Here is a 26,348-nt window from a genome sequence, read left to right as displayed (position 1 = left end):
GATTACGCGGCCAAAGCGCCTTGCAACACGCCTTCTCTGACGACAACCTGGCCGTCGAGGGCGATGGTGCAATTGCGCATTGGCAGATCAAAATGGCCAAGCGTGTAGCGCCCGGCATATTGGTTGGCGCCGGTTGACCAGAGGAAGGAACCGGCAATCGCCCGAAACTCTACCGCCTGCATGTCGCGCTTGTCATACAACGCGGCACTGACCCATTGCGCGCCGGGGTTCATACCCCAGCCGACATGGCTCATGCCGTAAGCGTTCTTGTCGTTCCACGCCGCCATGTATTCGCGCAAATGCAGAGCGTCGATGCCGTCGCCCTTGATGGCAGTCACAAAGTCATTCTCGATGGTAAAGTCGATCTGGCTGGTCAGGCAGGTCTTGAAGGTCAGGTTCATATCGCCGACCCCCATGACGATCCGGCCATTGACCGCATTCTTGCCGGGAAAGGCGAGACAAAGCCCGCCCGGCCAATGCGCGACCGAACCGGGCGTGGTGCCAAAGCCCGGCGTGCCGCCACAGGGTGCGTCGCGCAGGTCGATGGTCAGGTCGGTGCCGATGGTCGAGGTGACACGCATCTGTGACGCCGCGCGCAGCATCTGGATGCCCGCTTCGACCCGGGGGGCGTGTTCGGCCTTTGGCTCGGTGCGTTCAAGGATTTCAGGGTGTTCGTTGGTGATGACGAAAAGGCGGGCACGTCCAGCGCCTTCGATTTCAGGCCATTCGGGGGCGTGGATCAGACCTTCTACCGTGCAATCGACGATCACATCGACACTTTTCAGCGCCTCGATCACCGCGCGGTTGCCGGCGATCGCCCAGCTGGTGCCGGTGGATTTGACCGGCACAGGCGCGTTCTGGGCTGGGGTGGGCATCTGGATCATGCAGAATTCAGCCCCCAGATCATACAGCGCAAGCTCGGCCAGATGCACCAGAACCGGGCGAGATTGGGTTTCATGCAGCAGCGCAACCTGCGTGCCTTTGCCGATGCCGTTCAAGGCTAGAACGCGACGAAAACTCGCCAGCCATTTCCCCTCGACGCGCTCTTGCAACATCCCCTGTCCCCCGGTTCGATTCTTTCGTGCAATTCTGATTTTGCATTTCTTAACTTATGAGTTAAGTTTTTATTGATCACACAAATCTGTCAACATAATTCTTGGGGCTCTTCGCGATTTAGAAAAAACACTATATATCAAAGGCCTAATCTTCGCCCCGAGTGCGCTGTCGCCTCAAACTGAACCAGATTTGCGGTGACCCCTACGCGCCGGACTAGGCAAGACCAAAATTTTGAGGGGCAAAACGGGCGTTGAAGGACGACGGTTTTGGGCTATCTCCCGCTTGCCCAAGACCATCGCGCCTTGCCCCCTGAAGGCTGCGCAGCATCAGGTGTTGCTGCGGTCATTTCGTGAAGGATGCGCTTGTGCGTTGTTTCAATGGGGTGACGCGGAAGGATTGTTGCACTATGCCTCGGGCAGCCATGAAGATCTAAGCTCGACACCCAGTCGGGCGCCATTTATGCGCCAACCAGCACAAAGGTTTTCCATGGCTGTCAAACCGACATTGCATTCCCGCAACCAGCACCGCGATGGGTATGACTTTGAACGTCTGATGGCGAAATCGCCCGAGCTGGCGACAGTCACGACACGCAACCCACGCGGTGAGATCACGATTGATTTTTCGGACGTGGCCGCGGTGCGCATGCTGAACCGCGCGCTTTTGCTGACGCATTATGATCTCGATTTTTGGGAGATTCCCGCCACGTACCTGTGCCCCCCGATTCCCGGCCGCGTCGATTACATCCATTACCTTGCGGATTTGCTTGCCGAAAGTAATGATCAACAGATCCCGCGCGGCCCTGACATCAAGGCGCTGGACATTGGCACCGGGGCCAGCCTTGTCTATCCGCTGATCGGTCAGCACGCATATGGTTGGCACTTTACCGGCGTCGATATTGATCCGGTCTCGATCGCATCGGCGCGGCAGATTTGCCAAAGAAACGGTCTGAACATCGCGCTCAGACGCCAGAACAATCCTGAGGATATCTTCAAAGGCGTGCTGCGCCCCGATGATCGCTTTCATGTCACTTTGTGCAATCCGCCGTTTCATACCTCTCCTGCGCAAGCGGACAAGGGCAGCCGGCGCAAGTGGCGCAACCTTGGCAAGGGTGACTCGGGCACATTGAATTTCGGCGGTCAGAACGCTGAATTGTGGTGCCCGGGCGGCGAGATCGGCTTCATCGCCCGCATGATCGAACAGAGCATGGATTTTGCCGAGCAATGCCTGTGGTTCACCGCGCTGGTGTCCAAGAAGGACAGCCTCAAGCCGCTGTCGCGGTTGCTGGCGAAAGCGCGGATCGCCGAGGTCAAGACCGTCGAAATGGCGCAGGGCCAGAAGGAAAGTCGTTTTATTGCGTGGACTTACTATCCTGAAACGCAGAGATCCTTGTAAGGCCCACGGATCCGCCAACACGACGGATTGCGCGCATCGGTGCGGATAGCGACGGCGATCACAAAGCAAGGTTGGGTTGGATACTATCGCAGTAATAACCCAGATCAGGCGTTGGCCATGCGCAACGCCGTCGGGTTGTCAGCCTGCCCACACCGGTCTTGCCTGACCCTGACGGCCAAGCGGGCGAAGCAACCAAAGCCGCCCAAACATTGGACAGGTCGATACGCCGTTCGCTGCTTGCCTCGCGTTTTAATCATCGCCGTCTTGATCATCGCCGTCAGCACTGCGGCTCAACTGCCCTCTCGTCCCAGAACCAAGCGCAGGTGCAGCGCGCCCGGTCTTAGGGGCAGATGAAAAGCCCCGCCGCTGTGCTGCGCAATGATGCCGTCAACCTCGGCCTGCGCCACGCCGCGCCCAGCACCGCTGCTGTTCACCACCTCGACCGTCACATCAGCGCCGTCATGTTGCAGTTTCATCGTCAACCCCGGCCAATGCGCGGGCAGGCAGGGATCGAATATCAGCGTATCGGCAGCGCGCGTCAGCCCAAGGATACCCTCGATCCCGGCGCGATACATCCAGCCCGCAGAGCCGGTATACCAAGACCAACCCGCCCGGCCCTCATGCGGCGCAGTCGAATAGACATCGGCAGCGATCACATAGGGTTCTGCCTTGTAAAGCTGCGCAGCGTCTGCGGTGCGCGCATGGTTGATTGGGTTCAGCAAGCCAAACAATTCAGCCGCCTTGTCGCCCTGCCCCAGCCGCGCAAAGGCCAGCACCGCCCACATGGCCGCATGGCTGTATTGACCGCCATTTTCGCGCAGGCCCGGCGGATAGCCTTTGATATAGCCGGGATTATGCGGCGAGTGATCGAAGGGGGGCGTGAACAGCAGCACCAGATCGGGATCGCGCCGCACCAGATGCTGGTCGACCGCTTCCATCGCTGCCGCCGCACGCGCCGGATCGCCCGCGCCTGAAAGCACCGACCAGGATTGCGCAATGCTGTCGATCTTGCATTCTTCTGATGCGACCGAGCCGAACCATGTGCCATCGTCAAAGGTTCCGCGCCGATACCATGCGCCGTCCCAAGCCTGATCCTCGATCGCGGCCCGCACCGCTTTGGCGTGGGCGCGCCATTTGGCCGCCCGCGCAGGATCGCGGCTGTCAGCCAGCGGCGCCAGCATATCAACCGTGGCAATCAGCAGCCAGCCCAGCCAGACGCTGGTGCCGTGGCCATCCTCGCCCACTTGGTTCATCCCGTCATTCCAGTCGCCGGTGCCAATCAGCGGGATGCCATTTTCTCCTGTCATCGCAATGGCTTGATCTATGCCACGCGCGCAATGCTCGAACAGGCTGGCGGTCTGATCCGACACAGTTGGCTGCGAGAAATCATCATGTTTGCCCACCGGCACTTGCGGCGCTTCCAAGAACGGCACCTGCGCGTCCAAGATCGCGGCATCGCCGGAAATCGCCACATAGCGCGCGACGCCAAAGCCCAGCCAAACTCGGTCATCCGAGATCCGCGTGCGCACGCCCTGCCCGGAATGGGGCAGCCACCAGTGTTGCACGTCGCCTTCGGGGAATTGCCGAGCGGCTGCGCGCAGCAGATGCTCGCGCGTCATCTCGGGGCGGCTGAAGGTCAGCGCCATGCCGTCTTGCAGCTGATCGCGGAAGCCATAGGCGCCGCTGGCCTGATAGAACCCCGCCCGCGCCCAGATCCGGCAGGCCAAGGTTTGATACAGCAACCAGCCATTCAGCAGAATATCCATCGAACGGTCTGGAGTTTTCACCTGCACAGCGCCCAGAATCCCGGCCCAATAGGCGGCGATTTCAGCCTGCAATGCATCCAGATCAGCATCGCGGTAGCGCTTGATCAGATCACGCGCCTCTTCGATGCGCTTGGCCTGACCCAGCAAAAAGCGCAGCTCGATGCTTTGCCCCGGCGCAAGCGTGATGATGCGCTGTTGCGCCGCACAGGGATCAACCCCCGCACCAACCCAGCCAGACAGCTCTTGTCCGCGCAGGCCCGCCGGATCGGCCATACTGCCGCTTGGCCCCAGAACCTCAGAGCGATCACAGCTAAAGCCCGCACAATCCGCGCCAATATCGGCAAAGGCGACGCGGCCCGGAAAGGCCATGCCATAGGGGTTGCGCGCCATGAGCGCACCGGTGTCAGGATCGCACTCGGTGGTGACATGCGCCGCCGTGGCGGCCCGCGACGGCCCCATCACCCATTCGGCATAGCTGGTGACTGAAAGTCTGCGGCTGCGGTCGGATTGATTGCGCAGGGTCAGACGGGTGATGCGCAGCGGGTCTTGCAGCGGCACGGTGCGCAGCATCTCGGCGGCAATGCCATGGGCGCTGTGTGAAAAGCGCGAATAGCCAAAGCCATGCCGGGCAATATAGCTGCCAGCCCCGCGCATCGGCAGAGCGGTTGGAGTCCACAGCGCACCACTGTCCAGATCGCGCAGATAGACCGCCTCGCCCGCCACATCGGTCACAGCGTCGTTCGACCACGGCGTCAACTGGTTCTCACGGCTGTTTTCCGCCCAAACCGGGCCAGAACCCTCGGCCGAGGTGATAAAGCCGAACGACGGGTTCGCCACCACATTGATCCAAGGTGCGGGCGTCGTCGCGCCATCGCGCAGCACGGTCACATATTCACGGCCATCCTCGGCAAAGCCGCCAGTGCCGTTGAAGAACTCTAGCGTAGTCCCAAGATCGCGCAGCGCCTCCGCTTCTGCCTGATCGGCGGCCACGACGGGCAAAGCTGCCGCCAATACGGGCGCTGCTGCAGGCAAGGTGCGGGCGGGCAGAACACTGGTGGGCAAGGCCCGGGCGGGCAAAGCATCAATCTGCTGGCCAATGTCGCCACGGCTGGCAATCAACACCACCCGCGCCACTGACATCAGCAAAGCCCGCGCCTCTGCGGTGATCAGATCGGTGCGCAAGGCATAGATCGCACCCTGCGTCGTGCCAGCAGCGCGCGGGCGGCTTTGCGCGGTGCGCACTGCCGCCTCGATGCCAATTTGCAGATCCTGCACATAGGACGACGAGCGTTCGTTCAGCACCACCAAATCGACCGAAAGCTGTTGCGCGCGCCAATATTCGTGCGCCGCAAGGATCTGGCGCACCTGCGCCAGATCATCGGCATCATCAATCAGCATCAACACGATGGGACGGTCACCCGAGATGCCAAACTGCCACAGCCCCGATTGCGGCCCCGCCCCGGCAATGATCCGGTTTGACGGAGCGCGCAGCCGGGGATCGGCCCGCAATACAAAGCCTGCAAGGGTCTGCAGATCGGCGGCCTCGTTGTTTGAAATCCCAAGGTGGCGCAAATGCACCTGCGTTTGCGTCCAAGCCAAAGTGCTGGCGCGTTCAAAGGCAGAGGGGTCGCGGTGGCGATCCACCAACTCCAGCAAGGCGGTGGGGTTCTCGGCCACCATCGTCCAGAACGTCACCCGCACCGTGCCACCCGCAGGCACCATCACCCGGCGGCGGATCGAGAAGATCGGGTCCAGCACGGTGCCCGTGGTGCCTGAAAGCGGGGCGTTTTGCATCGCAGGCGCGCGCAGATCACCGCCGCGCCCGATGAAACGCGCGCGGTCGGTTTCAATTTGCATCGGCGCGGTTTCTTCGCCCTCGACCACCGCGATATGCGCGGCCCAGACCTGCGCATCATCCTGACTGCGCGGGCGGCGCGTGGCGATCAGCACACCCAGTTCCGGCAGGTAATCCGTGACCACAAACATCTTCGAGAACGCCGGATGCGCAAGGTCAGCGGCCTGCGGTGCCAGCACCAGTTCGTTATACGAGGTCAGATCAATCTCACGCGGCTGACGGCTGGTGTTGGTCAATGTGACGCGCCGGGCTTCGGCATCATCCTCGGCCGAGATCAGGATTTCGGTGGTGGTCGACAAGCTATCGCTGCGGCACAGGAAGGTCGCCTGATGCTCGCTGAACACAGCACTGTGCTGCTCGGCCTTGGCCCCGGTCGGCTGCACACCCGCAGACCAGTCCTCGCCATTTGTCACATCGTGCAGATACACGAACGAGCCCAACGCATCGACGCTGGGATCACCCTGCCAGCGCGTCACCGCAAGATCGCGCCAGCGGCTGTAACCGGCCCCGGTCGGGGTCAGCATCACGCCGTAACTGCCATTTGACAGCAGATGCCCCGTGGCGGCTGCACGCGCAGGGTTGTCAAACCGCCGCACTTTCGGGGTGCCAATCGTCTCGGCAGCGCCAACGCGGACTTCTTCGGCATGCGGCGGTGCTGCGGCGACATCGCGCGGCACCCGTTCTTGCAGCAGCAGATCCACAGCCTGCACCATCGGCACCGCATGAAAACGGGCGCGCAAAATGCCATCGCGCACGGTGTTTGTGATCGCGGTGATGGTCATGCCCTGATGATGCGCCATAAAGCTGCGCACGATGGCGACTTTCTCATCTTCCGGCACGCGCTGCGGCGTGAAATCCAAGGCTTCATAAAAGCCATAGCGCCCCTCTGCGCCAATCGCCGCCAGCGCGCGATAGTTTTCCAGCGCCGCTTGCGGATCGACCATGGTGGCAAGGCCGGTGGCGTAGGGCGCGATCACCTTGTTCTCGCTCAGACCGCGCTTCAGCCCCAACCCCGGCACGCCAAAGTTTGAATATTGATAGGTCATCTCAAGATCACGCGCATTATAGGCGGATTCAGAGATCCCCCACGGAATCCCCATCGCGCGGCCATATGCCTGCTGCCGCGCCACGATCAGCGCATTGGTCTGCGCAAGGATCGAGCCCTCGGGCGCGCGCATCACCAGCGATGGCATCAGATATTCAAACATCGACCCCGACCACGAAATCAAAGCTGACCCAATGCCGATTGGCGTCGCAGAGCGCCCCAGCCGAAACCAATGCTTGGTCGGCACATCCTTTTTGGCGATGGCAAACAGACTGGCCAGCCGTGCCTCGGATGCCAGAAGGTCATAGCAGTTGATGTCCAGCGCGTTGCTGGCCACTGAAAAGCCAATCGACAGCAGCTCTTTTTCCGGGGTCAGCAGGAAAGCGAAATCCATCTCATTGGCAAAGCGGTCTGCAGAAGTGGCAATCGCCAGCAGCCGTTCTACCGGGCGCTCTGCAGCGCTGGCATCGCCAATCCGTTGCACAATCGCCGCCGTCCAGAACGCGGCATCGGCAAGCGCCAGATTTTCGACATGGGCCGCCTGCGCCAGATCGGCAAGATCGCTGAGGCTTTCGCGCGCAATCGCGGCTTCCAGCTTATCCAGTGCCGGGGTTGGCCTTTGACCGTCCTGCGCGGCAATCCGCGCCAGCTGTACGGTATCGCGCAAGCCCTGCCACAGCGCCGGATCCGACGCCGCCTGCGCGGCCCATGCGCGGCAGCTTTGGGCGACGCAAATCAGATGGCCCGCAAGATTGCCACTATCCACCGATGAGACATAGGGCGGCTCTAGCACGCGCAGGTCGGTCGTTTCATACCAGTTGTAGAAATGGCCGCGAAACCGCTGCATCCGGCCCATCGTGGCCAAGGTCTGCTCAAGTCGCAGCAGTGTGTTGCTTTCGGAAATCCAGCCCATATCGCGGGCCGCAACCGTCGACAAAAGATACAGACCAATATTGGTGGGAGAGGTGCGATGCGCCACCACAGGCTTGGGGATTTCCTGAAAGTTGTCGGGGGGCAAAAAGTTTTCAGCCTCGGTGACAAAGCCCTCAAAAAACCGCCAGGTGCGGCGCGCGATCAAGCGCAAAGCCTGCACATCATCCGCCGCCAAATCCGCCGCGCGCTTGGGGGCATCGGGTCGGCTGATCCGCCACGCCACCAACGGGGCAAGCGCCCAAACTGCCGCAAACACCGCAAGCAAGGGGGCAACGTCAGGGTTGATCACCCAAGCCAGCCCCGTCAGCGCCAGCCCCAGCAACACGCCGCCGATCATCCCACGATATTGCCCCAGCACTCCCGGCCTGCGTCCTGCCGCCGATTGCGCTGCCGTCACCCATTCCAGCAGATGCGCGCGGCTGACCTGCAAGCGATACAAAGTCCGGCCAATCGCATCCGCCATCAACCAAGCCTGATCGGCCAGAAACACGTTGTTCAGCCCGATCTGCGCCAATGCGGCCAGCGCATCGCGCCGCAACGCCGCATAATGCGCCGAGGGGCTCAACCCCTCGCGCCGTGGCAAAATCGCATGCGGCAGACCCAGCAGACGCGGCAGCGCCAGCATTGCAACCACCAGCAGCGTCCAGATCACCGCCATGTTCAACGGCAACAGCCAGCCCGCAAACAGCGCGGCCAGCGCCCCCGGAGCCACCAACGACCGCCGCAGATTGTCCACCATCTTCCAGCGACCAACCGCGGGCAAACCGCCTTGCCGCAGCCACGGCAGCAACTGCCAGTCGCCACGCACCCAGCGGTGCTGACGCTTTGACGCCACATCCATCCGCGCCGGGAAATCCTCGATCACTTCGATGTCCGAGGCCAAAGCCGCGCGCGCGTAGATGCCTTCAAACAAATCATGGCTCAGCATGGTGTTTTCCGGCACCCGCCCTTCCATCGCCGCCATGAACGCATCCACCTCGTAGATGCCTTTGCCGGTAAAAGAGCCTTCGTCGAACAAATCCTGATAGACTTCAGAAATCGCGGCCGCATACGGCTCGATACCACCCGCGCTGGAATACACCCGCTGATAGACCGAGCCTTCCGCCCCAATCGGCAAAGCGGGCGTCACCCGTGGCTGCAAGATCGCATGGCCTTCGACGATGCGTTGCTGATCCGCATCCAATTTTGGCCGGTTAAGCGGATGCGCCATCTTGCCCACCAAGCCGCGCAGCGTATCGCGCGGCAGGCGGGTGTCGGCGTCCAGCGTGATTACATAGCGCACATCCTGCGGCACAAGGCTCTGGCTGGTTACAAAGCTGGTATCGATGGCGCCGCGCAGCAAACGGTTCAACTCGTGCAGCTTGCCGCGTTTGCGCTCCCACCCCATCCATTTGCCTTCGGAGGGATTCCACAAGCGGCGGCGGTGCAGCAGCAAAAATCTCGGGCCATCTTGCATCGGATAGCGACGGTTCAACTGCGCAACGCCATCCTCGGCCAAAGCGATCAGCCGCGCATCCAGCGGCAGGTTTTCGGTATCTGCATCAGGCCCATCCGACAACAAAGCATAGTGGACCGCGCCACCGATGCTGGCCAGATGATGCACCTCTAGCTGCTCGATCTGCGCCAGCACCGCATCGTCATTGTCCAGCAAAACCGGCACCGCAACCAGCGTGCGCATGTCCGGCGGAACCCCGTCTGACAGCTCCATTCCCGGCAAAACCCGCGGGGCTACAATCCGGGTGATCAGGTGATTGACTAGGGCCGTCGCGGTATCACTGGCAGGCAAAACCGCAAGCAACGCCAGCGGCAGCAAGACCCAACCCGTAACCCCAACGCCAGCCAGCGCTGCCCACACCACCAGCCCGCTGACAAGCGCCAGCGCCGCCAGATAGCTGCCCAACCCGCCGCGCGCGACAGCATCAAACGCCCGCCGCGCCAGACTTGGCCGATAGCGCAGCGCCGCTTCCAGCGCAGGCCGCCCCGGCCCGATCAACCCAAATCCCGGATCCCGCGCCCGATCATTTTGCCCCTGCGCCGCAAGCTGCAACGCCGCATCCGTTACCGCAATTTCATCGCTTTTTGAATGACGTGCCAAATCCTCGATCGCGGTGCGATAGGCATTGCGCGTTGCAAAATCCATCGCCGCAAAATTTGACGATGCCCGCAGACGCGCATCCACCAAACTGACATCTTCAAAGAAATCCGCCCAGTCGATCTCGGAAATCACCCGCAACGAGGTGACGATATTGCGCATCGTCACATTAGACGCGCCCTGTCGGCTGAGGGCATGGGCGACCACCTGTTCGACCGACCCACCTTGGCGGCGCAACCGATCCTCAAGCCAGCCATGCAGCGGCGTGTCTGCCGGATCATAGCCCCGCAGACGCCGCGCGATCTGGGCGGCAAAAATTTCATCCAGCGGCGCGCTGTCATATTGGGCAACTGCCAGATGCAGCGGCACTGTTGCATGATCATGACCGATCACGCTGTCCACCAGCGCATCCGCCTGCGCCCGCAGAGCCTGCGCATCAACGATTTGCACCGCCAAGCGGCGCATGTTTTCCACCAGCACGATCCGCAGCGAAATCGCAATCGCCCAGATCTCGCCAATCTCAAGCGGCGTAACACTTTGATAGGCGCGCACAAAACGCCGCAGCACCGGGCCGGAAATCAAACTGTCGGTATGCGCCACATAGGCCCAGGCCAACGAGACCACGCGCGGATAGCCCGCAAGATGGCCCTCTGCCAGCTTTGGCAATTGCCGGTAAAAGCCGGGCGGCAGATCCTCGGTTACGGCACGCAATTGCAGCTCGACCAGATGGAAATTGTCCAGCAACCATTCTGCCGCGGGCGAAATCGCCTGCTCGGCATGAATCACGTCGGCACTGGCGCGGTAGGCATCCAGCAACACCTGCACGTTGTCAGACAGACGTTTTGACAGGCTTGGCACCTTGACCCGCGCCTTCGAGAGAACTTGCGAGGCAGCCAAGCTTTCCGCGTGATGCTCAAGCCGCTCTGTCCCAAACAGCTCTGCCCGAATGGGGGAACTGTCTGCCCAAGCCGAGTGCAGACTGTCTGAATGTGTGGCGTTCGATTGCGTAGCGTCCGACTGCGTATTCAAAACCGGCATCAAATCACGACGCGCGCTGATTTCCCGTCTTTGGCAGTGCTGCTCACGCTGTTAGACGCCAGCGCATTTGACTGGGCTGAAGTGTCCGCCGCGGTGTCATGGCGTGTGCGCACCGAAGGCTGCGCACCCTGCAGACGCTTTGCCATCTCGTACCATTTGGCTTCAATCCGGTTCCATTCCATCGCAATATCTCCCGCAGCAAAGGCAATAATTGCCATCCGATGCAGTTTAAACGCGCGCAGCCTGATTTCGGTTCCAGTCACAAAACACACCATCGGCCAGTTTTGACGACGATCCTTGTCAACCTGAGGTTGCTAGCCCACCGCCTTTCAACCCGATCCCCCTCGGGCCGGAGTGTAAGTCCGCGTTTAGGTTTCTTTTCATCCAAACGGCCATGTGGCACACAGTGTTGATCACACAGGATTGATCCCGAGGCGTTGCTGGCCCCGCTCCAGATAGACCTGCCCCAGATCAACCTGCCGCAAATGAACCCGGCTGCTGACCCGGCTGCTGAAAGGAACGTGCTGCATGGCCATCACACTCACTCAGGTTGCCGAGCGTGCCGGGGTGTCGCGGGCGGCAGTGTCACGCACCTTCACAGCTGGGGCCTCGGTTTCAGCCAGCACGCGGGCGAAAGTTGAACGGGCTGCGGCGGATCTGGGCTATAGCCCGAATTTCCTTGCGCGCGGACTCAGCACCCGCAAAACCTCGCTGATCGGGCTGGTATCGAACAACTTTCGCAATCCGGTGTTCCTGCAAATCTTCGATCTGTTCACCCGTGGCCTGCAAGAGCGCGGGCTGCGGCCCCTGTTGGTCAATCTGTCATCAGAAACCGATCCGGCGAAATCGGTGCAGATGCTCAAGCAATATTCGGTCGATGGCGTCATCGTCGCCTCGTCGCATTTACCCGATGGCTTTGCGCGCGCCTTCCGCGATGCCGAGGTGCCGGTGGTGCATGCCTTTGGCCGCGCCACCCGGACGCCGGATGTCAATGTGGTGGGGATCGACAACGAGGCCGCAGGGCGGATGGCTGCCGCAGCCCTGATCGCGCGCGGTTATCGCCGCATCGGCTTTATGGGCGGACCCGAGGCGGCATCTACCTCGCAAGACCGCAGGACCGGGTTCATGGCCGAGGCCGCCTGCCACCCCGGCGTGCAGGTCAGTGCCAGCTTTGCGGGCGAATACAGCTTTGCCGCCGGATTTACCGAGATGACACGGCTGCTGGCCGCAACGCCAGCCGAGGCCTATTTCTGCGGCGATGATGTGCTGTCGGTTGGGGCAATGGCGGCTGCCCGCGCGGCAGGCACCGCCGTTCCCGGCGATCTGGGACTGATCGGGCTGAACGACATGGAAATCGCCGCTTGGGACAATATCGCGCTGACGACGATTCATCAGCCCTTTGCGCAGATCGTGCAATCCAGCATCGAGTTGATGCAGGCGACATTGGCCGAGCCGAACCGCCTGCCCGAGGCCCGCATCCTGCCCTGCCGCCTGATCGAGCGTGCAACGCTGCGCAGCCTCACGCCTTAACCATCCATCACGCCCTAGCGGAACATCGGCGGTCGGGCATCTTCCCAGCGCCCCGCGTTCTGCGCCGAAACCACCGCCGCATGGATCGCCGCAATCGAGCGCAAACCATCAGCCGCCCCCGGAAACAGGGTTTTGGCGGGATCGGGTTTTCGCGCCTCGCGGGCAGCGTTCAGCGTTTCGGCAAGGTCGCGGTAGATATTGGCAAAGGCCAAAGGCATGCCTTCGGCATGGCCCACGGTGACGCGGCTGGCGCAATCGGCTTCGGGCGACAGATTGCCCTCGCCGCGCTCGATCACCTGCAGGCGCTGGCCTAGCGGCATGTAGAACAACTGATTGGGCTGCTCTTGCGACCAACGCAAACCGCCGGTTTCACCAAACACCTGCAAAGTCAGCCCGTGTTGGCGCCCGATGGCGACAGAGGATGTCCAAAGCCGCCCGACCGTGCCCCCCTCCATGCGGAAGTTGACCATCGCGTCGTCCTCCAGCACACGGCCCGCAAGACAAGAGGCAAAGTCAGCCGACAGGGTTGCCACCTCTTGCCCGGTGACAAAGCTGGCCATGTGCATCGCATGAATACCACAATCGGCGAATTGCGCCGAAACCCCGGCCTGCGCCGGATCATAGCGCCAGCGCACCCGCGGATTGTCCATGTCAGCGGCATTTGCGTGATGCCCGTGCGCAAATTCGGCGACCACCAGCCGTACCCGGCCAATATCACCGCGCGCCACCATCGCACGCATGTGGCGCACCAAAGCATAGCCGGTATAGCCGTAGTTCACCGCACAGACGCGGCCCGCCTGCGCAGCCGTCCGCACCAGATCTTCAGCCTGTGCAACCGTCACCGTCATCGGCTTTTCGCATAAGACGTGAAAACCCGCCTGCAAGAACGCCTTTGCGATCTCATAATGCGTGGCGTTGGGCGTGGCGATTGTGACCAGCTCCACCCGGTCGGCGCGCGCAGCCTCACCCGCCAGCATCTCGCGCCAATCGCCATAGGACCGATCAGCGGCCAGCCCCAGACTGCGGCCAAACGCCCGCCCCGCATCTGCGTCGTGATCCAACGCGCCCGCCGCAAAGCTGAACAAGCCGTCCAATCCCGCCGCAATGCGATGGGCCGGGCCGATCTGGCTGCCATTGCCGCCACCGATCATGCCCCAATTCAATTTGGTCATCTTAAAGCCCTCTCAGAACCCGATGGAAGCCAGATAGTCCCGGTTCGCCCGGGCGTTTTCAACGACAGGCGTCGCAGCCGAGGGGTCGCAATCTTGCTCGACCGTGCACCACCCGGTGAAACCCGCCGCCAACAATGCCGCGCGCACGGCTGGAAAATCGACATCGCCCTGCCCCAGATTGCAAAAGATGCCCTGACCGCAAGCCTCATAGAATCCGGTGCGATTGGCGATGGCGGTTGCTTTGATCACCGGGTCTATATCTTTGAAATGCATATAGGAAATCCGCTTGGCATGGCGGTTCAGAAAAGCCACCGGATCAAAGCCCGCATAAGAATGATGCCCGGTATCAAGACATATCTTCAGCACGGATTCGTCGATTTCACTTAGCAACCGCTCCAACTCTGGCTCAAAATCCACGAAACCAGCCGCATGGGCGTGGATGCTGACGGTCAGGCCGTGGTCAACGCCGATCTGGGCGGATTGGCGGATACGCGAAACAAAGCCGCGCCACGCGTCCGGGGCCATCTGTTCCGCCTCAGCCGCCCGCCCCGCTGTCGGTGCGCGGCGCGCCGAGATGGAATCGATCAGCACCAGATGCTGCGCGCCATGCGCCACCAGCGCGCGACAGGTTCGGGTGGTGGCGTCCATCACCTCGGCTGTCGCCGCCGGGTCGTGATAGGGCCGAAACACCACGCCCCCGATCAGCGTCAGATCATGCGCCGCCAGACCATCGGCCAGCAACGCCGGATCTTCAGGCATAAAACCGATCGGGCCAAGCTCGATGCCCTTATAGCCCGCCGCGGCGCAATCAGCCAACACCTGCCGCCAGCTTGGATTGCGCGGATCATCCGCAAATTCGACGCCCCAAGAGCAAGGCGCATTGCCAATTTGGATCATGTTCGTCCTTTCAAAGCGCCACCCAAGCCCCCGAGGCATGGCTGGCATGGGCGGCGGCGATCACGCGAGAAACCTCAAGACCGTCGCGGAATGTGGGCCAGACCGGCTGGCCGGTTTCAATCGCTCGCAAAAAATCGCGGGCCTCAATCAAAATCTGGTCCTGATAGCCGGTGCCGTGGCCTGGCCCCTGACAGAAGGCCAGATAATCCGGGTGCTCTGGCCCAATCAGGATTTTGCGAAAACCCCGCTCGGCCTCGGGCCCCTCGGCCTTGTAAAGCCACAGCGCGTTCTGGTCTTCCTGATCAAAGCGGATCGCAGCCTTGCTGCCCGTCACCTCATAGGCATAGCCCATCTTCCGCCCCGTCGCGACACGGCTGAACGACAAATGCCCCATCGCGCCGTTCTGAAATCGGCACATGAACTGGCCAATGTCATCATTGGTCACGCTGACCGGACCATCCGCGCCGGGCCTGCTGTTGTAAACGGTTACAATATCCGTGCTGAGTTTCGCAATGGGCCCCATAAGCGCCAGCGCCGCGTTGATCATATGCGGCGCAAGATCACCCATCGCGCCATTGGCCGCACCAAAGCTGCGCCACGATGCGGGCTTGGCCGGATCTGCATCGAAATCTTCGGTATGTTCGCCGCGAAACCAGCTGATCTGCCCCAGATCACCGCGCGCAATCAGGGCGCGCGCGAACTGCGACGCCGGGGTTCGGATGTAATTGAACCCGACCATATTCGCGCAACCCGAGGCTTCGGCGGCCGCCACCATCGCCTCTGCATCCGCCAGACCTGCGCCCAAAGGCTTCTCACAAAACACGGGCTTTCCTAGGGAAAATGCCAGTTCCGCTATCGCCCGATGGGTGTCTTGCGGGGATGCGATCACCACGGCCTCTACCTCGGGGGCGGCAACCAGCACCCGCCAATCTTCGGTGGCACGCGCGAACCCATAGGCGCGGCGATACCGCTCGGCTGAATCCGTGGACGTGGCGCAGATCATCTCAAGCCGTGGCCGCAAAGGCGTATCAAACACCGCGCCGACAGCGGACAGCGCCGCCGCATGCGCTTTGCCCATATAGCCGCCGCCCACCAGCCCGATCCCGATATTGCGCATTTTCGCCTCGTCAAACTTGTTGCAACCGGTTGCAATAATCTTGTAGCCTGAACCCGTTCCGGTGGTCAATCAGATTCGCCGCCCCAAAATTCGCCGCGCCCAGTTTCGTCGCCCACAAATTCATCGCCCCTAGCCCTGAGAATAATCATGCCAAGCGATACCCCGGTCATCCGCCTGACAACCGCGCAGGCTATTGTGCGGTTTCTGGTTAATCAATTCATCGAGAAGGACGGGCAACTCATCGAGAAAGATGGGCAGCACATCGAGAAAAACGGGCAACTCATCGAAAGCCAGCGCGTTTGCGGTGCAGGCTTTGGCATCTTTGGCCATGGCAACGCCCCCGCACTTGGCGAGGCTCTGTATGAAGCGCGCGCCGAATTGCCGCTCTATCGCGGCCAGAACGAACAGGGCATGGGGTTTGCCGCTGCGGCCTATGCCAAGACCCATCTGCGGCGGCGCTTTGCGATGTGTACGGCATCGGCTGGGCCGGGAACAGCCAATCTTCTGACTGCAGCGGCGCTGGCCCATGCCAACCGATTGCCGATGCTGTTGCTGTGCGGCGATCACTTTGCCACCCGCCTGCCCGACCCGGTTTTGCAACAGCTGGAGCATTTTGGCGACCCGACTTTGGGCGTCACTGACGCGTTCCGGGCCGTCAGCCGCTATTGGGATCGCATCACCCATCCGGCGCAGGTGATGGCGACATTGCCCGCAGCGCTGAATACCTTGCTGGACCCTGCCGATTGTGGCCCGGCCTTTCTGGCCCTGCCGCAGGATCTGCAGGGCTGGGCTTATGACTATCCGGCGGCGTTCTTTGCGCCACGCTTGCACCGTATCCGCAGGCCGCAGCCCGATCCGGTAGAGCTTGCCACAGCCGTCGATCTGCTGCGCCAAGCCCAGCGCCCCCTGATCATCGCAGGCGGTGGCGTGCAATACAGCGCAGCCACCGGCGATCTGATCGCCTTTGCCGAGGCCCATGCCATTCCCGTTGTGGAAACCATCGCAGGTCGTGCCAATCTGTTGTGGGATCATCCACTGAACATCGGGCCGTTGGGGGTGACGGGCTCTGACAGTGCCAATGTGGTGGCGGCAAAGGCCGATGTGATCCTCGCCGTCGGCACAAGGTTGCAGGATTTCACCACCGGCTCTTGGTCGGTGTTTGCGCAAGACAGCCGGATCATCGGGTTGAACGTCGGCCGCCATGATGCGGCCAAGCATCTGTCGCAACCGCTGGTCTGTGACGCCCGCGCGGGTCTTGCCGGATTGACCGCTGGCCTTGGCGCCCACACAGCGCCGCAAGGCTGGTGCCAAAACGCGCAGGCCCAGCGCCAGATCTGGAACGCCTATGTCGCGCAGAACACCGCTGCCGGAAATGGCGTGCCCAGCTATGCGCAGGCCATCGGTGCCGTCAACGCGCTCTGTGGTCCGCGCGACCGGGTGGTGACGGCGGCAGGTGGGCTTCCGGCAGAGGTGACGGCAAATTGGCGTAGCCTTGGCATCGGAACCGTGGATGTTGAATTCGGGTTTTCCTGCATGGGCTATGAAATTGCCGGCGGCTGGGGCGCGCGCATCGCGCAGGCCGAAACCGAAGCCGATGCAGAAACGGTCGTGTTTGTCGGCGATGGCTCGTATCTCTTGATGAACACCGACATCTATTCCTCGGTGCTCAGCGGCCACAAACTGATCGTGCTGGTGCTCGACAATGGTGGCTTTGCGGTGATCAACAAGCTGCAAAAGAACACCGGCAACGCCAGCTTCAACACGCTTCTGGCCGATTGCCCGACCATCTCGGCACCGTTTGCGGTGGATTTTGTCGCCCATGCCGCGGCGATGGGGGCCTTGGCCGAAGAAGTCACCGATCCGCAAGCGCTGGCCGCCGCGTTCCTGCGCGCCAAGGCGGCAGATCGCACCTCGGTCATCGTGATGCGGGTTGATCCGCATGACGGCTGGACCGAGCAAGGCCACGCGTGGTGGGAGATCGGCACCGCCCAAACCAGCCCGCGCACCAGCATAACCGACGCCCGCGCCCAGATCGAGGCCGGTCGCAGCCAGCAGCGGGTGGCGCTGTGACGCGGCTTTGGCAGCGCATGGCCCTGAATCGCTTTGTGGTTCTGGGCCGCGTCGGCATGGACCTTTACGCCGACCCGCCCGGCGCCACGATCGAATCCGCCACGCGCTTCACTGCGGCCATCGGCGGATCGGCAGGCAATATCGCGGTGGCCTTGGCACGGCAGGGTGCCAAGGCGGCGTTGCTCACACGGGTGTCAGACGATGCCGTCGGGCGGTATTGCGTGGCGGAACTGGCGCGCTACGGCGTTGACACCGGCTATATCCAGACCTCGGGCGGCGAGGCCCGCACTTCGCTTGCTGTGGCCGAGACCCGGCCTCAGGGCTGCCAGACCGTGCTTTACCGCAATCAGGCTGCCGATTTCACCCTAAGCCAAGCCGACGTCGCAGCCGTCGATTTCGCGCCCTTGGCAGCGCTGGTGGTGACCGGCACCGCCCTTGCCGCAGAACCATCGCGCGCCGCCACCCTAAAGGCCATGGCACTGGCAAAGGCCAAAGGGGCGCTGACGGTGATTGATCTGGACTACCGCGCCTATTCATGGGCATCGCCCCAGCTTGCAAGCTCGGTTTGCCTTGCAGCCGCCAGACTGGCCGATGTGGTGATCGGCAATGACGAAGAATTTGGCCTGCTGGCGGGCGGCATCCACGGCGGTCCCAATGGCGGCCCAAACAGCGGCACTGCATTGGCGCAGGATCTGGCGCATCGCGGCGCTTTGTTCACCGTCTACAAACGCGGCGCACAAGGGGCGACCACCTTTACCCCGGATTTCAGCTTTGACACCCCGATTTTCCCGGTTCAGGCGCTCAAACCGATGGGGGCGGGCGATGGCTTTATCGGCGGCTTGTTGGCTGGCCTCGCCATGGCCGAGGGCTTTGAAGCCGCCGTCCGGCGCGGGGCAGCAACCGCCGCGATCATCGTCGCAGGCATCGGCTGCGCCCCCGCAACCCCCGACCGCCCCAACGTTGATGGCTTCATGGCACGGCGCAAGACGCTTTAACCCACAGGATTCCCATGCACATCGCCCCCTATGACAACCAAAACCAACCCATCATTGGCGCTGATCATGATCTGGTGCCGCTGGTGTATTTCAACATCATCCACCTGACGCGCGGCCAAAGCGTTACCTCGCAGGTGGCGGGATATGAGACCTGCATCGTCCCCGCCACAGGCACAATTGACATCACCTGCGGCAGCGACAGCTTCGCCAGTATCGGCAAGCGCGTGCTCAACGTCTGGGATGCCGAGCCAGAGGCCGCCTATATCCCGACCGGAGCCGCCGCCACCCTGACTTGCACCTCTGACCGGGCCGAGGTTTTCGTGGCCGGTGCGCGCAGCGATCAGGCTTTCGCCGCCTTTGCGATCCGCGCCGACGCCATCGACTCCGTGCAATACGGCTCGGATGACACCAAGACCCATCGCAAGATCAAACATATTCTGGGCACCAAATACCATGACCGCGTGGGTCGGTTGCTGGTCTCGGAACTCTATACCGTAGGAACCGGCGGTTGGTCAGGCTTTCCCAGCCACAAACACGACACTGACCGCCTGCCCTTGGAAACCCACCATGACGAGGCTTACAATTTTCGCTTCAACCCGCCGCATGGGTCGGGCTTGCAGATGCTGCAGCGCGAGGATGGCCAGCCCGGCGACGCTTATCATCTGGTGAACGGCTCTACCGTGGTGATCGACAAGGGCTATCACCCTTGCTGCGTGCTGCCGGGGTATGAGATGTATTACTTCACCATCCTTGCCGGAAAATCGCAGCGCTCTTTGGTGCAGTATTTCCAGCCAAGCCACGCCGATCAGATCGAAACCATTCCGGGGATCAAGGATATGATCGCCAAGTTCAAATGAGCATCGCCACATTGTCCCAAGTGTTGCGGCCTTGCCTCAGCGATGGCACTGCAGTGGCGGGGCTGGTGGTGCTGGGCTGGGAAGATGCCCGCGCCTATGTCGCCGCAGCCGAAGCCGCGCGCCGCCCCGTCATCCTGCAAGCGGGCCCCGGCTGTCGTGCGCACACGCCGCTGCCGGTCTTGGCTGCGATGTTTCGCACCTTGGCGGAAACCGCGCAGGTGCCGGTGGTGGCACATCTGGACCATGGCGCAGATCTTGAAATCTGCAGGCAAGCCATCGACTGCGGCTTCACCTCGGTGATGTATGACGGCTCTGCCCTGCCCTTGCAGCACAACATCGACCAGACTGCCGAAGTGGTCGCGCTGGCCCATCGGCATGGCGTCTCGGTCGAGGCCGAATTGGGCTATGTCGGCTATGACAAAGGTGCGGCCTCGCAGGCGACCGACCCAGCCGAGGCCGCGCGCTTTGCCGCTGAAACCAGGGTGGATGCCTTGGCGGTTTCCGTCGGCAACACCCATCTGATGTCCGCCCCCGACAGCCATATCAACGCAACCGTGCTGCGCGCCATCATGGACGCAGCACCCGATCTGCCCTTGGTGATCCACGGCGGCTCGGGTATTCCCGCCAGCCAACGCCTGTTGCTTGCGCAGCAGACCAGCATTTGCAAATTCAACATCGGAACCGAGCTGCGCATGGCCTTTGGCGCGGCCCTGCGCGCGACCTTGGCCGAAAACCCCCAGACATTTGACCGCATCGCCATCCTGTCAGCCACCATGCCCGCCCTGCAAATCGCCGCGCATAGGGTGATTGCCGGGCTGTCACAGCCAAAGCCTTAACCGCCGCCCATCCCGAACTGCCCTGCCCGATCCCCTGCCAGTGGCGACGTTCACCCCCCCAAACATCCAGCTTCAGCCAGCATCTGCCGCCAATTGCGCAGAGGACGCTCAGACGTGCAGTATGCGACTTGGCTTGCCAGCGCGCGGCGGCAAAGGCGAAACAGCGCCGGGCCGACTGCATAATGCTTGCACTTCACAAATTATCGTATAAACGTAAAGTAACAGGAGAATCGCATGTTCGGAAATCGTTTTGCCACTCGGATCAATTCATTTGCTGCAGGCGCGGCTGAATATTGGCCTGATCTGGCCGGAAAGCCCAGTCTGGCGCAGATCATCCAGCGCGCCGCCACGGTGGATGGCCTGACCGAACTGGATCTGAACTACCCCGATCACGTCGGGGCCGACCCGACCGAAATCGCCAAAGTGGTGGCGGATTGCGGGCTTTCGGTCAGCGGCCTTGCGATGCGCTATTACACCAATCCAGCCTTCAAGCGCGGCGCTTTTACCAACCCCGACCGCGCGGTGCGGCGCGAGGCGATTGATCTGACCAAGCGCGGCATTGATGCCGCCCGCACCATCGGTGCGCCGATGATGACGCTGTGGCTGGGGCAGGATGGCTTTGATTATACCTTCCAATGCGACTATGCCGCCCTGTGGGAAGATGAGATTGCAGGCATTGCAGAGGTCGCCGCGCATGACGCGGATTGCCTGATCTCTATCGAGTATAAACCCAATGAACCAAGAGCTTACAGCGTTCTTCCCGATGCCGCGACTACCCTACTTGCGATCAAGGAAGTGGGCGCTGCCAACCTTGGCGTCACCATCGACTTTGCCCATGCGCTTTACGCCGATGAGCAGCCCGCCTTCGCCGCAGCACTGATCCAGCGCCACAGCAAGATCCTTGGCCTGCACCTGAACGACGGCTATGCAAAGCGCGACGATGGCCTGATGGTCGCCGCCGTGCATGAACAGGCCACGCTGGAACTGCTGCGCGAAGTCAAGCGCGGCGGCTTTGATGGCGCGATCTATTTTGACACCTTCCCGGATGCCTCGGGCCTTGACCCCGTGGCAGAATGTGCCGCCAACATCCGCACCGTGCGCCGGATGCTCGCCGCCGTTGACATCATGGCGGGGGATAACCGTTTGGCCGATGCACAGGGCCAACAAGACCCGATCACCGCGCAGGAAATCGCGCGGCTGGCACTGGCTGGGCAAACGACACCCAGCTAAACTTTACTACATATCATAAATTCGTGTTGAAAAGGGAGGATCCAATGCAACACTATCTGAAGGGGGCGTTTGCGCTCGCCGCTATTGCTTTGACCGTCGGTCTGGCAAACGCTCAGGATCTGGCACCGCTGAATTCCGACAGCGAGCCGGATCGGATGGATTGGTCAGAGCTTGACGCCAAGTTCGGCGCTTTGCCTGCCCCCGCAGCTGGCACCAAAGTGGCAGGTGTGTCCAAGACCCTGACCAATGAATACTGGCGCAGTCTTGGCGATGGCTACAAAAACGTCGCCGACAAGCTGGGCGTTGGCTTTGTCTATCAGGCCGCCGCGAACGAAGGCGACCAGATCGGCCAACTTTCGATTGCGGAAGATCTGATCAACCAAGGCTTCAACGCGATGCTGCTCTCGCCGCAAACCGATGCCAACCTGGTTCCGGCAGTGGAAAAAGCCAAGGCGGCGGGGATTGCCGTGCTGAACGTCAATGACGCGGTGATCCCGTCGGCGACCAACTACGTCGGCAACGTGCAAAAGGACAACGGCGTGCGGGTCGCGCAGTGGTTCATCGACAACAAGGCAGATGGCGGCCAAGTCGCCGTGATTGAGGGCCAACCCGGCGTCTACGCCGCAGGCCAGCGCACCGCAGGTTTCACCGAAACCATCAACGCAAACGGCAAGTTCAGCGTTGTCGCATCGGTTCCCGCCAACTGGAGCCGCGAAGAGGCCTTCAACGCGGCCAGCACGATCTTGCAGCAATACCCTGATCTGATTGGCTTTTACGCCAACAATGACGGCATGGCTCTGGGTGTGGTCGAGGCCGTGAAAGCCGCAGGCCGCGCCGATAAAGTGGCGGTGTTCGGCACCGATGGCGTCTCCGATGCCTATGCCGCGATCCGCGCGGGCGATCTGACCGGCACCGTTGACAGCTTTCCGGTGCTGACCGGCGAGATTGCAATGGAAGTGGCCTTGCGTCTGGCTGCCGGGCAGAAACTGCCGCGCGTGGTGGCCACGCCGCAAGCGCTGATCACCAAGGACAATGTGGAAACCTATGCGACCACCGATATGGCCGCCCTGCGCGCCACTTTGACCGCAAAATAAGCCAACGGCGGCCTGCCCAATCGGGCGGGCCGCTTGCTTTTCAGGATGATCCCGATGATTCCGCGTCTTTCGCTTTCGCAGATTGAAAAGGCCTTCGGTGCCCACAAAGTGCTGCACGGTGTCTCGCTGACGGTGCAACCCGGCGAAGTGCATGGCCTGCTGGGCGAGAATGGCGCGGGCAAATCGACCATGCTCAACATCCTCTCCGGCGTGCTGTCAGCCGATGCCGGGCAGATCGAAATTGACGGCGCGCAGGTGACAATTGCCAGCCCGCGCAGCGCCAGCCTCGCAGGTGTGGCGATGATTCACCAAGAATTGCAACAGGTTCCAGAACTTAGCGTCGCGCAGAACATCTACCTTGGCGCAGCCCTGCGCCGCGCCGGTGGCCTGCTGGTCGACCGCGCCTCACAGCAAACCGAGGCCCGGCGTCTGCTGGCCCCGCTCGATGCCTCCATCGACGTGACCGCCCCGATCAACAGCCTGCGGGTGGCACAGCGCCAGATTGTCGAGATCGCCAAAGCCCTGCGCGCCAATGCCCGCGTCATCGCAATGGACGAGCCGACCTCAAGCCTGACGCCCACCGAATTTGATCGGCTGGTCGAGGTGATCAAGGCGCTGGCGGCGCGCGGTGTGTCGATCATCTACGTGTCCCACAAGATGGATGAGGTGTTCCGCATCTGCCAGTCGGCCACGATCCTGCGCGATGGCCGCTTGGTGGCACGGGTTGATCTGCCCGCCACGCCGATCCCGCAGGTGATCGCGCTGATGGTGGGCCGCGAGCTTTCCCATGTCGCACATCAAAGCTTTGCCAGCGATCAGGTGCTGCTGCAGGTCAGCGGCCTCAGCCGGGGCCGCGCCGTGCAGAACGCCGCCTTCAGCCTGCACAAGGGCGAGGTTCTGGGCATCGCCGGGCTGGTAGGCTCGGGCCGCACCGAGTTGTTGCGCCTGATCGCGGGCGTCGATAGCGCCGAGGCGGGCACAGTCGCGGTCAATGGTCGCCCGGTGGCATCGGGTGTGCGCGCGCGGATCAAAGCGGGCTTGGGTCTGGTGCCAGAAGAACGCAAGCGCGACGGCATCATCCGCCACCGCCCCGTCACCAGCAACATCGGCCTGCCCGCGATGCGGCAATTCTCGCGCTGGGGCATCATCCGCCGCACCAAACTGCGCACCCGCGCTGAAGAGCTGATGCAAGAGGTCCGCCTGCGCCCCTTCGATGTCAGCAAGCCGATCGGCAGCTTTTCCGGCGGCAATCAGCAAAAGGCCATCATTGGCCGCTGGCTCGCCGCCGATACCCAGATCTACCTGTTTGACGAACCCACCCGTGGCATCGACGTCGGCGCCAAAGCCGAAATCTATGATCTGATTGAAAAACTTGCCCAGCAAGGCAAAGCCATCATCGTAGTTTCCTCTGAACTGCCCGAGGTGATCCGCGTCTCTGATCGGGTTCTGGTGATGCGCGAAGGCCGTATCGCCGCTGAACTGGCAGCCTCCGAGATCACCGAGGCCAATATCGCCCGCCACGCCATTCCTGCATCGTAAGGCTTACATCATGTCCCCTGTCCTGACCCCTTTCCCGCTGTTGCAGCGCATCAAATTCCGCGATGCGGGCACCCTGCTGGGCTTGCTGCTGATCGGCGGCGTGTTTGCGGTGCTAAGCCCGACCTTCCTGACGGCGCCAAACCTTTTGAACGTGCTGCAACAATCCTCGATCAACGCCTGTATCGCCTTGGGGATGACCTTGGTGATCATCTCGGGCGGCATTGATCTGTCGGTGGGGCCAGTGGCCGCACTGACCGCCGTGCTTGGGGCGTCGATGATGGTCGCTGGAGTGCCATTCGGCCTCGCGGTGGCGGGCGCGTTGTGCATCGGCATGCTCTGCGGCTTTATCAACGGCGCGCTGATCGCTTGGGGCGGCTTGCAGCCCTTCATCGTCACCTTGGGCGGCCTATCGCTCTATCGGGCTTTGGCGCTGATCTTCACCGGTGGCCAACCGATCTTTGGCCTGCCCGATGGCTTTCGCGCGCTGACCAACGGCACGCTGGCAGGCGTGCCGAACCCGGTGGTGATCGTGGCCGTTCTGGCGATCTGCGCTTGGGTGATCCTGAACAAAACGCCGCTGGGCGAATATTTCATGGCCGTCGGCGGCAACCCCGAAGCCGCGCGGATTGCAGGCGTGCCCGTCACCCTGACCAAACTCGCCGCCTATATGATCTCGGGCCTGATGGCGGCGGTGGCGGCGATGATCCTGATTGGCCGTCTTGGGGCGGCTGAACCCACGATGGGGACGCTGTGGGAGCTTGACGCCATCGCAGCCTCTGCCATCGGCGGTGCAAGCCTGATGGGCGGGCGCGGCTCGATCATCGGCACACTGATCGGCTGCGTCATTCTGGGCACCCTGCGCAACGGCCTTACCCTTTTGAACGTGCAAGCCTTCTATCAACTGCTGGCCACCGGTATCATCATCATCGTCGCGATGCTGATTGATAAGGCGACGAGTGGGAAATAGGGGGATGTATGGGCGATCCAAAAGCCGTGGCGGCACAGATCCGCATGAAGCTGCCAAGCCTGACGCCGCTGGAAGGTAAGGTCGCCAGCGACATTCTGGCGCGCAAGGATATCGACGAGGCCACCCCCCTGCGCGAGGTCGCCGAGAAATCCGGAGTGTCAGATGCAATGGTGGTCAAGGTCGCGAAAAAGCTGGGCTTTGCGGGCTTTCGCGAGTTTCGGCAGGGCCTGGTCGATTACAACCGCTCTGACACGGCGGCACTTCATTCTGAAATTTCGCTACAGGATTCAAGCTCCGAAATCGTGCAAAAGGTGTTCCGCACCGCAATGCAGGCGCTTGAGGAAACCTTTGCCATCCTTGATCTCGCGGCATTTGAACGCGCGGTAGAGTATCTGCACCGCGCCAAACAGCGCGATTTCTATGGCTTGGGCGGCTCGGCGCAGATTGCCCGCGATGTCGCGCATAAATTTCTGCGCATCGGCGTGCGCGCTTCGGTGTTCGACGATGCGCATATGATGATGATGTCAGCGGCTCTGCTTGGCCCCGATGATGTGGTGGTGGCGTTTTCCCATTCCGGCACCACCGCTGCCGTGATCGAGGCAGTGGAGCTTGCCCGCAAGAACGGCGCGCGCATCATCGCGGTGACGAATTACGCCGAAAGCCCGCTTGCTGGCTTGGTCGATGTGGTGCTGTGTTCCACCGCGCAGAACGCACCCCTGTTGGGTGAAAACGCCACCGCCCGGATCGCGCAGTTGAACCTGTTGGATGCGTTGTTCGTCGCCATCGTGCAGCGCGACCGCGCCACAGCCGATCAGAATTTGGACCGCACCATGCGGGCCGTGCAATCGAAACGCAGATCATGAGGCC

General features: G+C 62.0%; 17 protein-coding genes. 11 read left to right on the top strand and 6 right to left on the bottom strand.

What is annotated here, in order from left to right:
• Positions 1-2: 2 nt before the first annotated feature.
• On the bottom strand, positions 3-1,055 hold the full coding sequence (locus tag QQJ98_RS08885) for a 2,5-dihydroxypyridine 5,6-dioxygenase NicX family protein (RefSeq protein WP_284324981.1): 1,053 nt from the start codon (positions 1,053-1,055) through the stop codon (positions 3-5).
• Between the two features lie 487 nt (positions 1,056-1,542).
• Here QQJ98_RS08885 and rlmF point away from each other — a divergent pair, with 487 nt between their 5' ends.
• Positions 1,543-2,448, top strand: a complete 906-nt coding sequence (gene rlmF / locus QQJ98_RS08880) for a 23S rRNA (adenine(1618)-N(6))-methyltransferase RlmF (RefSeq protein WP_284324980.1) — start codon at positions 1,543-1,545, stop codon at positions 2,446-2,448.
• A 290-nt stretch (positions 2,449-2,738) separates the two neighbouring features.
• Here the strand turns inward: rlmF and QQJ98_RS08875 are convergent, their stop codons facing one another.
• Together QQJ98_RS08875 and QQJ98_RS08870 are read right to left on the bottom strand one after the other, a co-directional pair.
• Positions 2,739-11,168 carry a GH36-type glycosyl hydrolase domain-containing protein gene (locus tag QQJ98_RS08875; RefSeq protein ID WP_284324979.1) on the bottom strand — a complete coding sequence of 2,810 codons (8,430 nt, stop codon included), beginning with the start codon at positions 11,166-11,168 and terminating at the stop codon, positions 2,739-2,741.
• Positions 11,169-11,176: 8 nt separating this feature from the next.
• Positions 11,177-11,440, bottom strand: a complete 264-nt coding sequence (locus QQJ98_RS08870; RefSeq protein WP_284324978.1) for a hypothetical protein — start codon at positions 11,438-11,440, stop codon at positions 11,177-11,179.
• 265 nt (positions 11,441-11,705) lie between these two features.
• Here QQJ98_RS08870 and QQJ98_RS08865 point away from each other — a divergent pair, with 265 nt between their 5' ends.
• Positions 11,706-12,707 (top strand): LacI family DNA-binding transcriptional regulator, encoded by a 1,002-nt coding sequence (locus QQJ98_RS08865; protein WP_284324977.1) that lies wholly within the window; start codon positions 11,706-11,708, stop codon positions 12,705-12,707.
• Between the two features lie 14 nt (positions 12,708-12,721).
• On the opposite strand, the gene QQJ98_RS08860 is transcribed toward QQJ98_RS08865, so the two are convergent.
• Genes QQJ98_RS08860 through QQJ98_RS08850 form a run of 3 tightly spaced genes read right to left on the bottom strand, consistent with a single transcriptional unit; the run spans position 12,722 to position 15,893 of the window.
• Positions 12,722-13,879: a Gfo/Idh/MocA family protein gene (locus QQJ98_RS08860; protein ID WP_284324976.1), complete on the bottom strand. Its 1,158-nt coding sequence runs from the start codon at positions 13,877-13,879 to the stop codon at positions 12,722-12,724.
• A gap of 12 nt (positions 13,880-13,891) precedes the next feature.
• Entirely contained in the window at positions 13,892-14,776 is an 885-nt protein-coding gene (locus QQJ98_RS08855) for a TIM barrel protein (RefSeq protein ID WP_284324975.1), read from the bottom strand.
• A gap of 10 nt (positions 14,777-14,786) precedes the next feature.
• Positions 14,787-15,893: a Gfo/Idh/MocA family protein gene (locus QQJ98_RS08850; protein ID WP_284325570.1), complete on the bottom strand. Its 1,107-nt coding sequence runs from the start codon at positions 15,891-15,893 to the stop codon at positions 14,787-14,789.
• A gap of 147 nt (positions 15,894-16,040) precedes the next feature.
• On the opposite strand from QQJ98_RS08850, the gene iolD reads away from it, so the two are divergent.
• The 9 genes from iolD to QQJ98_RS08805 all read left to right on the top strand — a co-directional run bounded on the left by iolD (position 16,041) and on the right by QQJ98_RS08805 (position 26,344).
• Positions 16,041-17,963, top strand: coding sequence for a 3D-(3,5/4)-trihydroxycyclohexane-1,2-dione acylhydrolase (decyclizing) (iolD, locus tag QQJ98_RS08845; protein ID WP_284324974.1), 1,923 nt, complete (start codon positions 16,041-16,043; stop codon positions 17,961-17,963).
• Positions 17,964-17,980: 17 nt separating this feature from the next.
• Entirely contained in the window at positions 17,981-18,958 is a 978-nt protein-coding gene (gene iolC / locus QQJ98_RS08840) for a 5-dehydro-2-deoxygluconokinase (RefSeq protein WP_284324973.1), read from the top strand.
• A gap of 14 nt (positions 18,959-18,972) precedes the next feature.
• Positions 18,973-19,815 carry a 5-deoxy-glucuronate isomerase gene (locus tag QQJ98_RS08835; RefSeq protein ID WP_284324972.1) on the top strand — a complete coding sequence of 281 codons (843 nt, stop codon included), beginning with the start codon at positions 18,973-18,975 and terminating at the stop codon, positions 19,813-19,815.
• Positions 19,812-20,651, top strand: coding sequence for a class II fructose-bisphosphate aldolase (locus QQJ98_RS08830; RefSeq protein WP_284324971.1), 840 nt, complete (start codon positions 19,812-19,814; stop codon positions 20,649-20,651). Before QQJ98_RS08835 ends, QQJ98_RS08830 begins: the two co-directional genes overlap by 4 nt.
• Before the next feature lie 234 nt (positions 20,652-20,885).
• Positions 20,886-21,881, top strand: coding sequence for a sugar phosphate isomerase/epimerase family protein (locus QQJ98_RS08825; protein ID WP_284324970.1), 996 nt, complete (start codon positions 20,886-20,888; stop codon positions 21,879-21,881).
• 44 nt (positions 21,882-21,925) lie between these two features.
• The gene (locus tag QQJ98_RS08820; RefSeq protein WP_284324969.1) at positions 21,926-22,975 is read left to right on the top strand and encodes a sugar ABC transporter substrate-binding protein; all 1,050 of its coding nucleotides are present in this window, start codon (positions 21,926-21,928) and stop codon (positions 22,973-22,975) included.
• A 54-nt stretch (positions 22,976-23,029) separates the two neighbouring features.
• Entirely contained in the window at positions 23,030-24,514 is a 1,485-nt protein-coding gene (locus tag QQJ98_RS08815; protein ID WP_284324968.1) for a sugar ABC transporter ATP-binding protein, read from the top strand.
• 10 nt (positions 24,515-24,524) lie between these two features.
• On the top strand, positions 24,525-25,481 hold the full coding sequence (locus QQJ98_RS08810; RefSeq protein ID WP_284324967.1) for an ABC transporter permease: 957 nt from the start codon (positions 24,525-24,527) through the stop codon (positions 25,479-25,481).
• Positions 25,482-25,489: 8 nt separating this feature from the next.
• Positions 25,490-26,344, top strand: a complete 855-nt coding sequence (locus QQJ98_RS08805) for a MurR/RpiR family transcriptional regulator (protein WP_284324966.1) — start codon at positions 25,490-25,492, stop codon at positions 26,342-26,344.
• Positions 26,345-26,348 lie beyond the last annotated feature (4 nt).

This window comes from Cypionkella aquatica, assembly GCF_030161095.1.
GTDB classification, from domain to species: domain Bacteria; phylum Pseudomonadota; class Alphaproteobacteria; order Rhodobacterales; family Rhodobacteraceae; genus Cypionkella; species Cypionkella aquatica.
The sequence above is the reverse complement of the archived record's forward strand: the minus strand, read 5'-3'. Positions and strand labels throughout refer to the sequence as shown.

Bases quoted from the DNA above. Each gene is read 5' to 3' on its own strand.
- QQJ98_RS08885 (WP_284324981.1), bottom strand. From the start codon at position 1,055: ATGTTGCAAGAGCGCGTCGAGGGGAAATGGCTGGCGAGTTTTCGTCGC.
- rlmF (WP_284324980.1), top strand. From the start codon at position 1,543: ATGGCTGTCAAACCGACATTGCATTCCCGCAACCAGCACCGCGATGGG.
- QQJ98_RS08865 (WP_284324977.1), top strand. From the start codon at position 11,706: ATGGCCATCACACTCACTCAGGTTGCCGAGCGTGCCGGGGTGTCGCGG.
- QQJ98_RS08860 (WP_284324976.1), bottom strand. From the start codon at position 13,879: ATGACCAAATTGAATTGGGGCATGATCGGTGGCGGCAATGGCAGCCAG.
- QQJ98_RS08855 (WP_284324975.1), bottom strand. From the start codon at position 14,776: ATGATCCAAATTGGCAATGCGCCTTGCTCTTGGGGCGTCGAATTTGCG.
- QQJ98_RS08850 (WP_284325570.1), bottom strand. From the start codon at position 15,893: ATGCGCAATATCGGGATCGGGCTGGTGGGCGGCGGCTATATGGGCAAA.
- iolD (WP_284324974.1), top strand. From the start codon at position 16,041: ATGCCAAGCGATACCCCGGTCATCCGCCTGACAACCGCGCAGGCTATT.
- iolC (WP_284324973.1), top strand. From the start codon at position 17,981: ATGGCCCTGAATCGCTTTGTGGTTCTGGGCCGCGTCGGCATGGACCTT.
- QQJ98_RS08835 (WP_284324972.1), top strand. From the start codon at position 18,973: ATGCACATCGCCCCCTATGACAACCAAAACCAACCCATCATTGGCGCT.
- QQJ98_RS08830 (WP_284324971.1), top strand. From the start codon at position 19,812: ATGAGCATCGCCACATTGTCCCAAGTGTTGCGGCCTTGCCTCAGCGAT.
- QQJ98_RS08825 (WP_284324970.1), top strand. From the start codon at position 20,886: ATGTTCGGAAATCGTTTTGCCACTCGGATCAATTCATTTGCTGCAGGC.
- QQJ98_RS08820 (WP_284324969.1), top strand. From the start codon at position 21,926: ATGCAACACTATCTGAAGGGGGCGTTTGCGCTCGCCGCTATTGCTTTG.
- QQJ98_RS08815 (WP_284324968.1), top strand. From the start codon at position 23,030: ATGATTCCGCGTCTTTCGCTTTCGCAGATTGAAAAGGCCTTCGGTGCC.
- QQJ98_RS08810 (WP_284324967.1), top strand. From the start codon at position 24,525: ATGTCCCCTGTCCTGACCCCTTTCCCGCTGTTGCAGCGCATCAAATTC.
- QQJ98_RS08805 (WP_284324966.1), top strand. From the start codon at position 25,490: ATGGGCGATCCAAAAGCCGTGGCGGCACAGATCCGCATGAAGCTGCCA.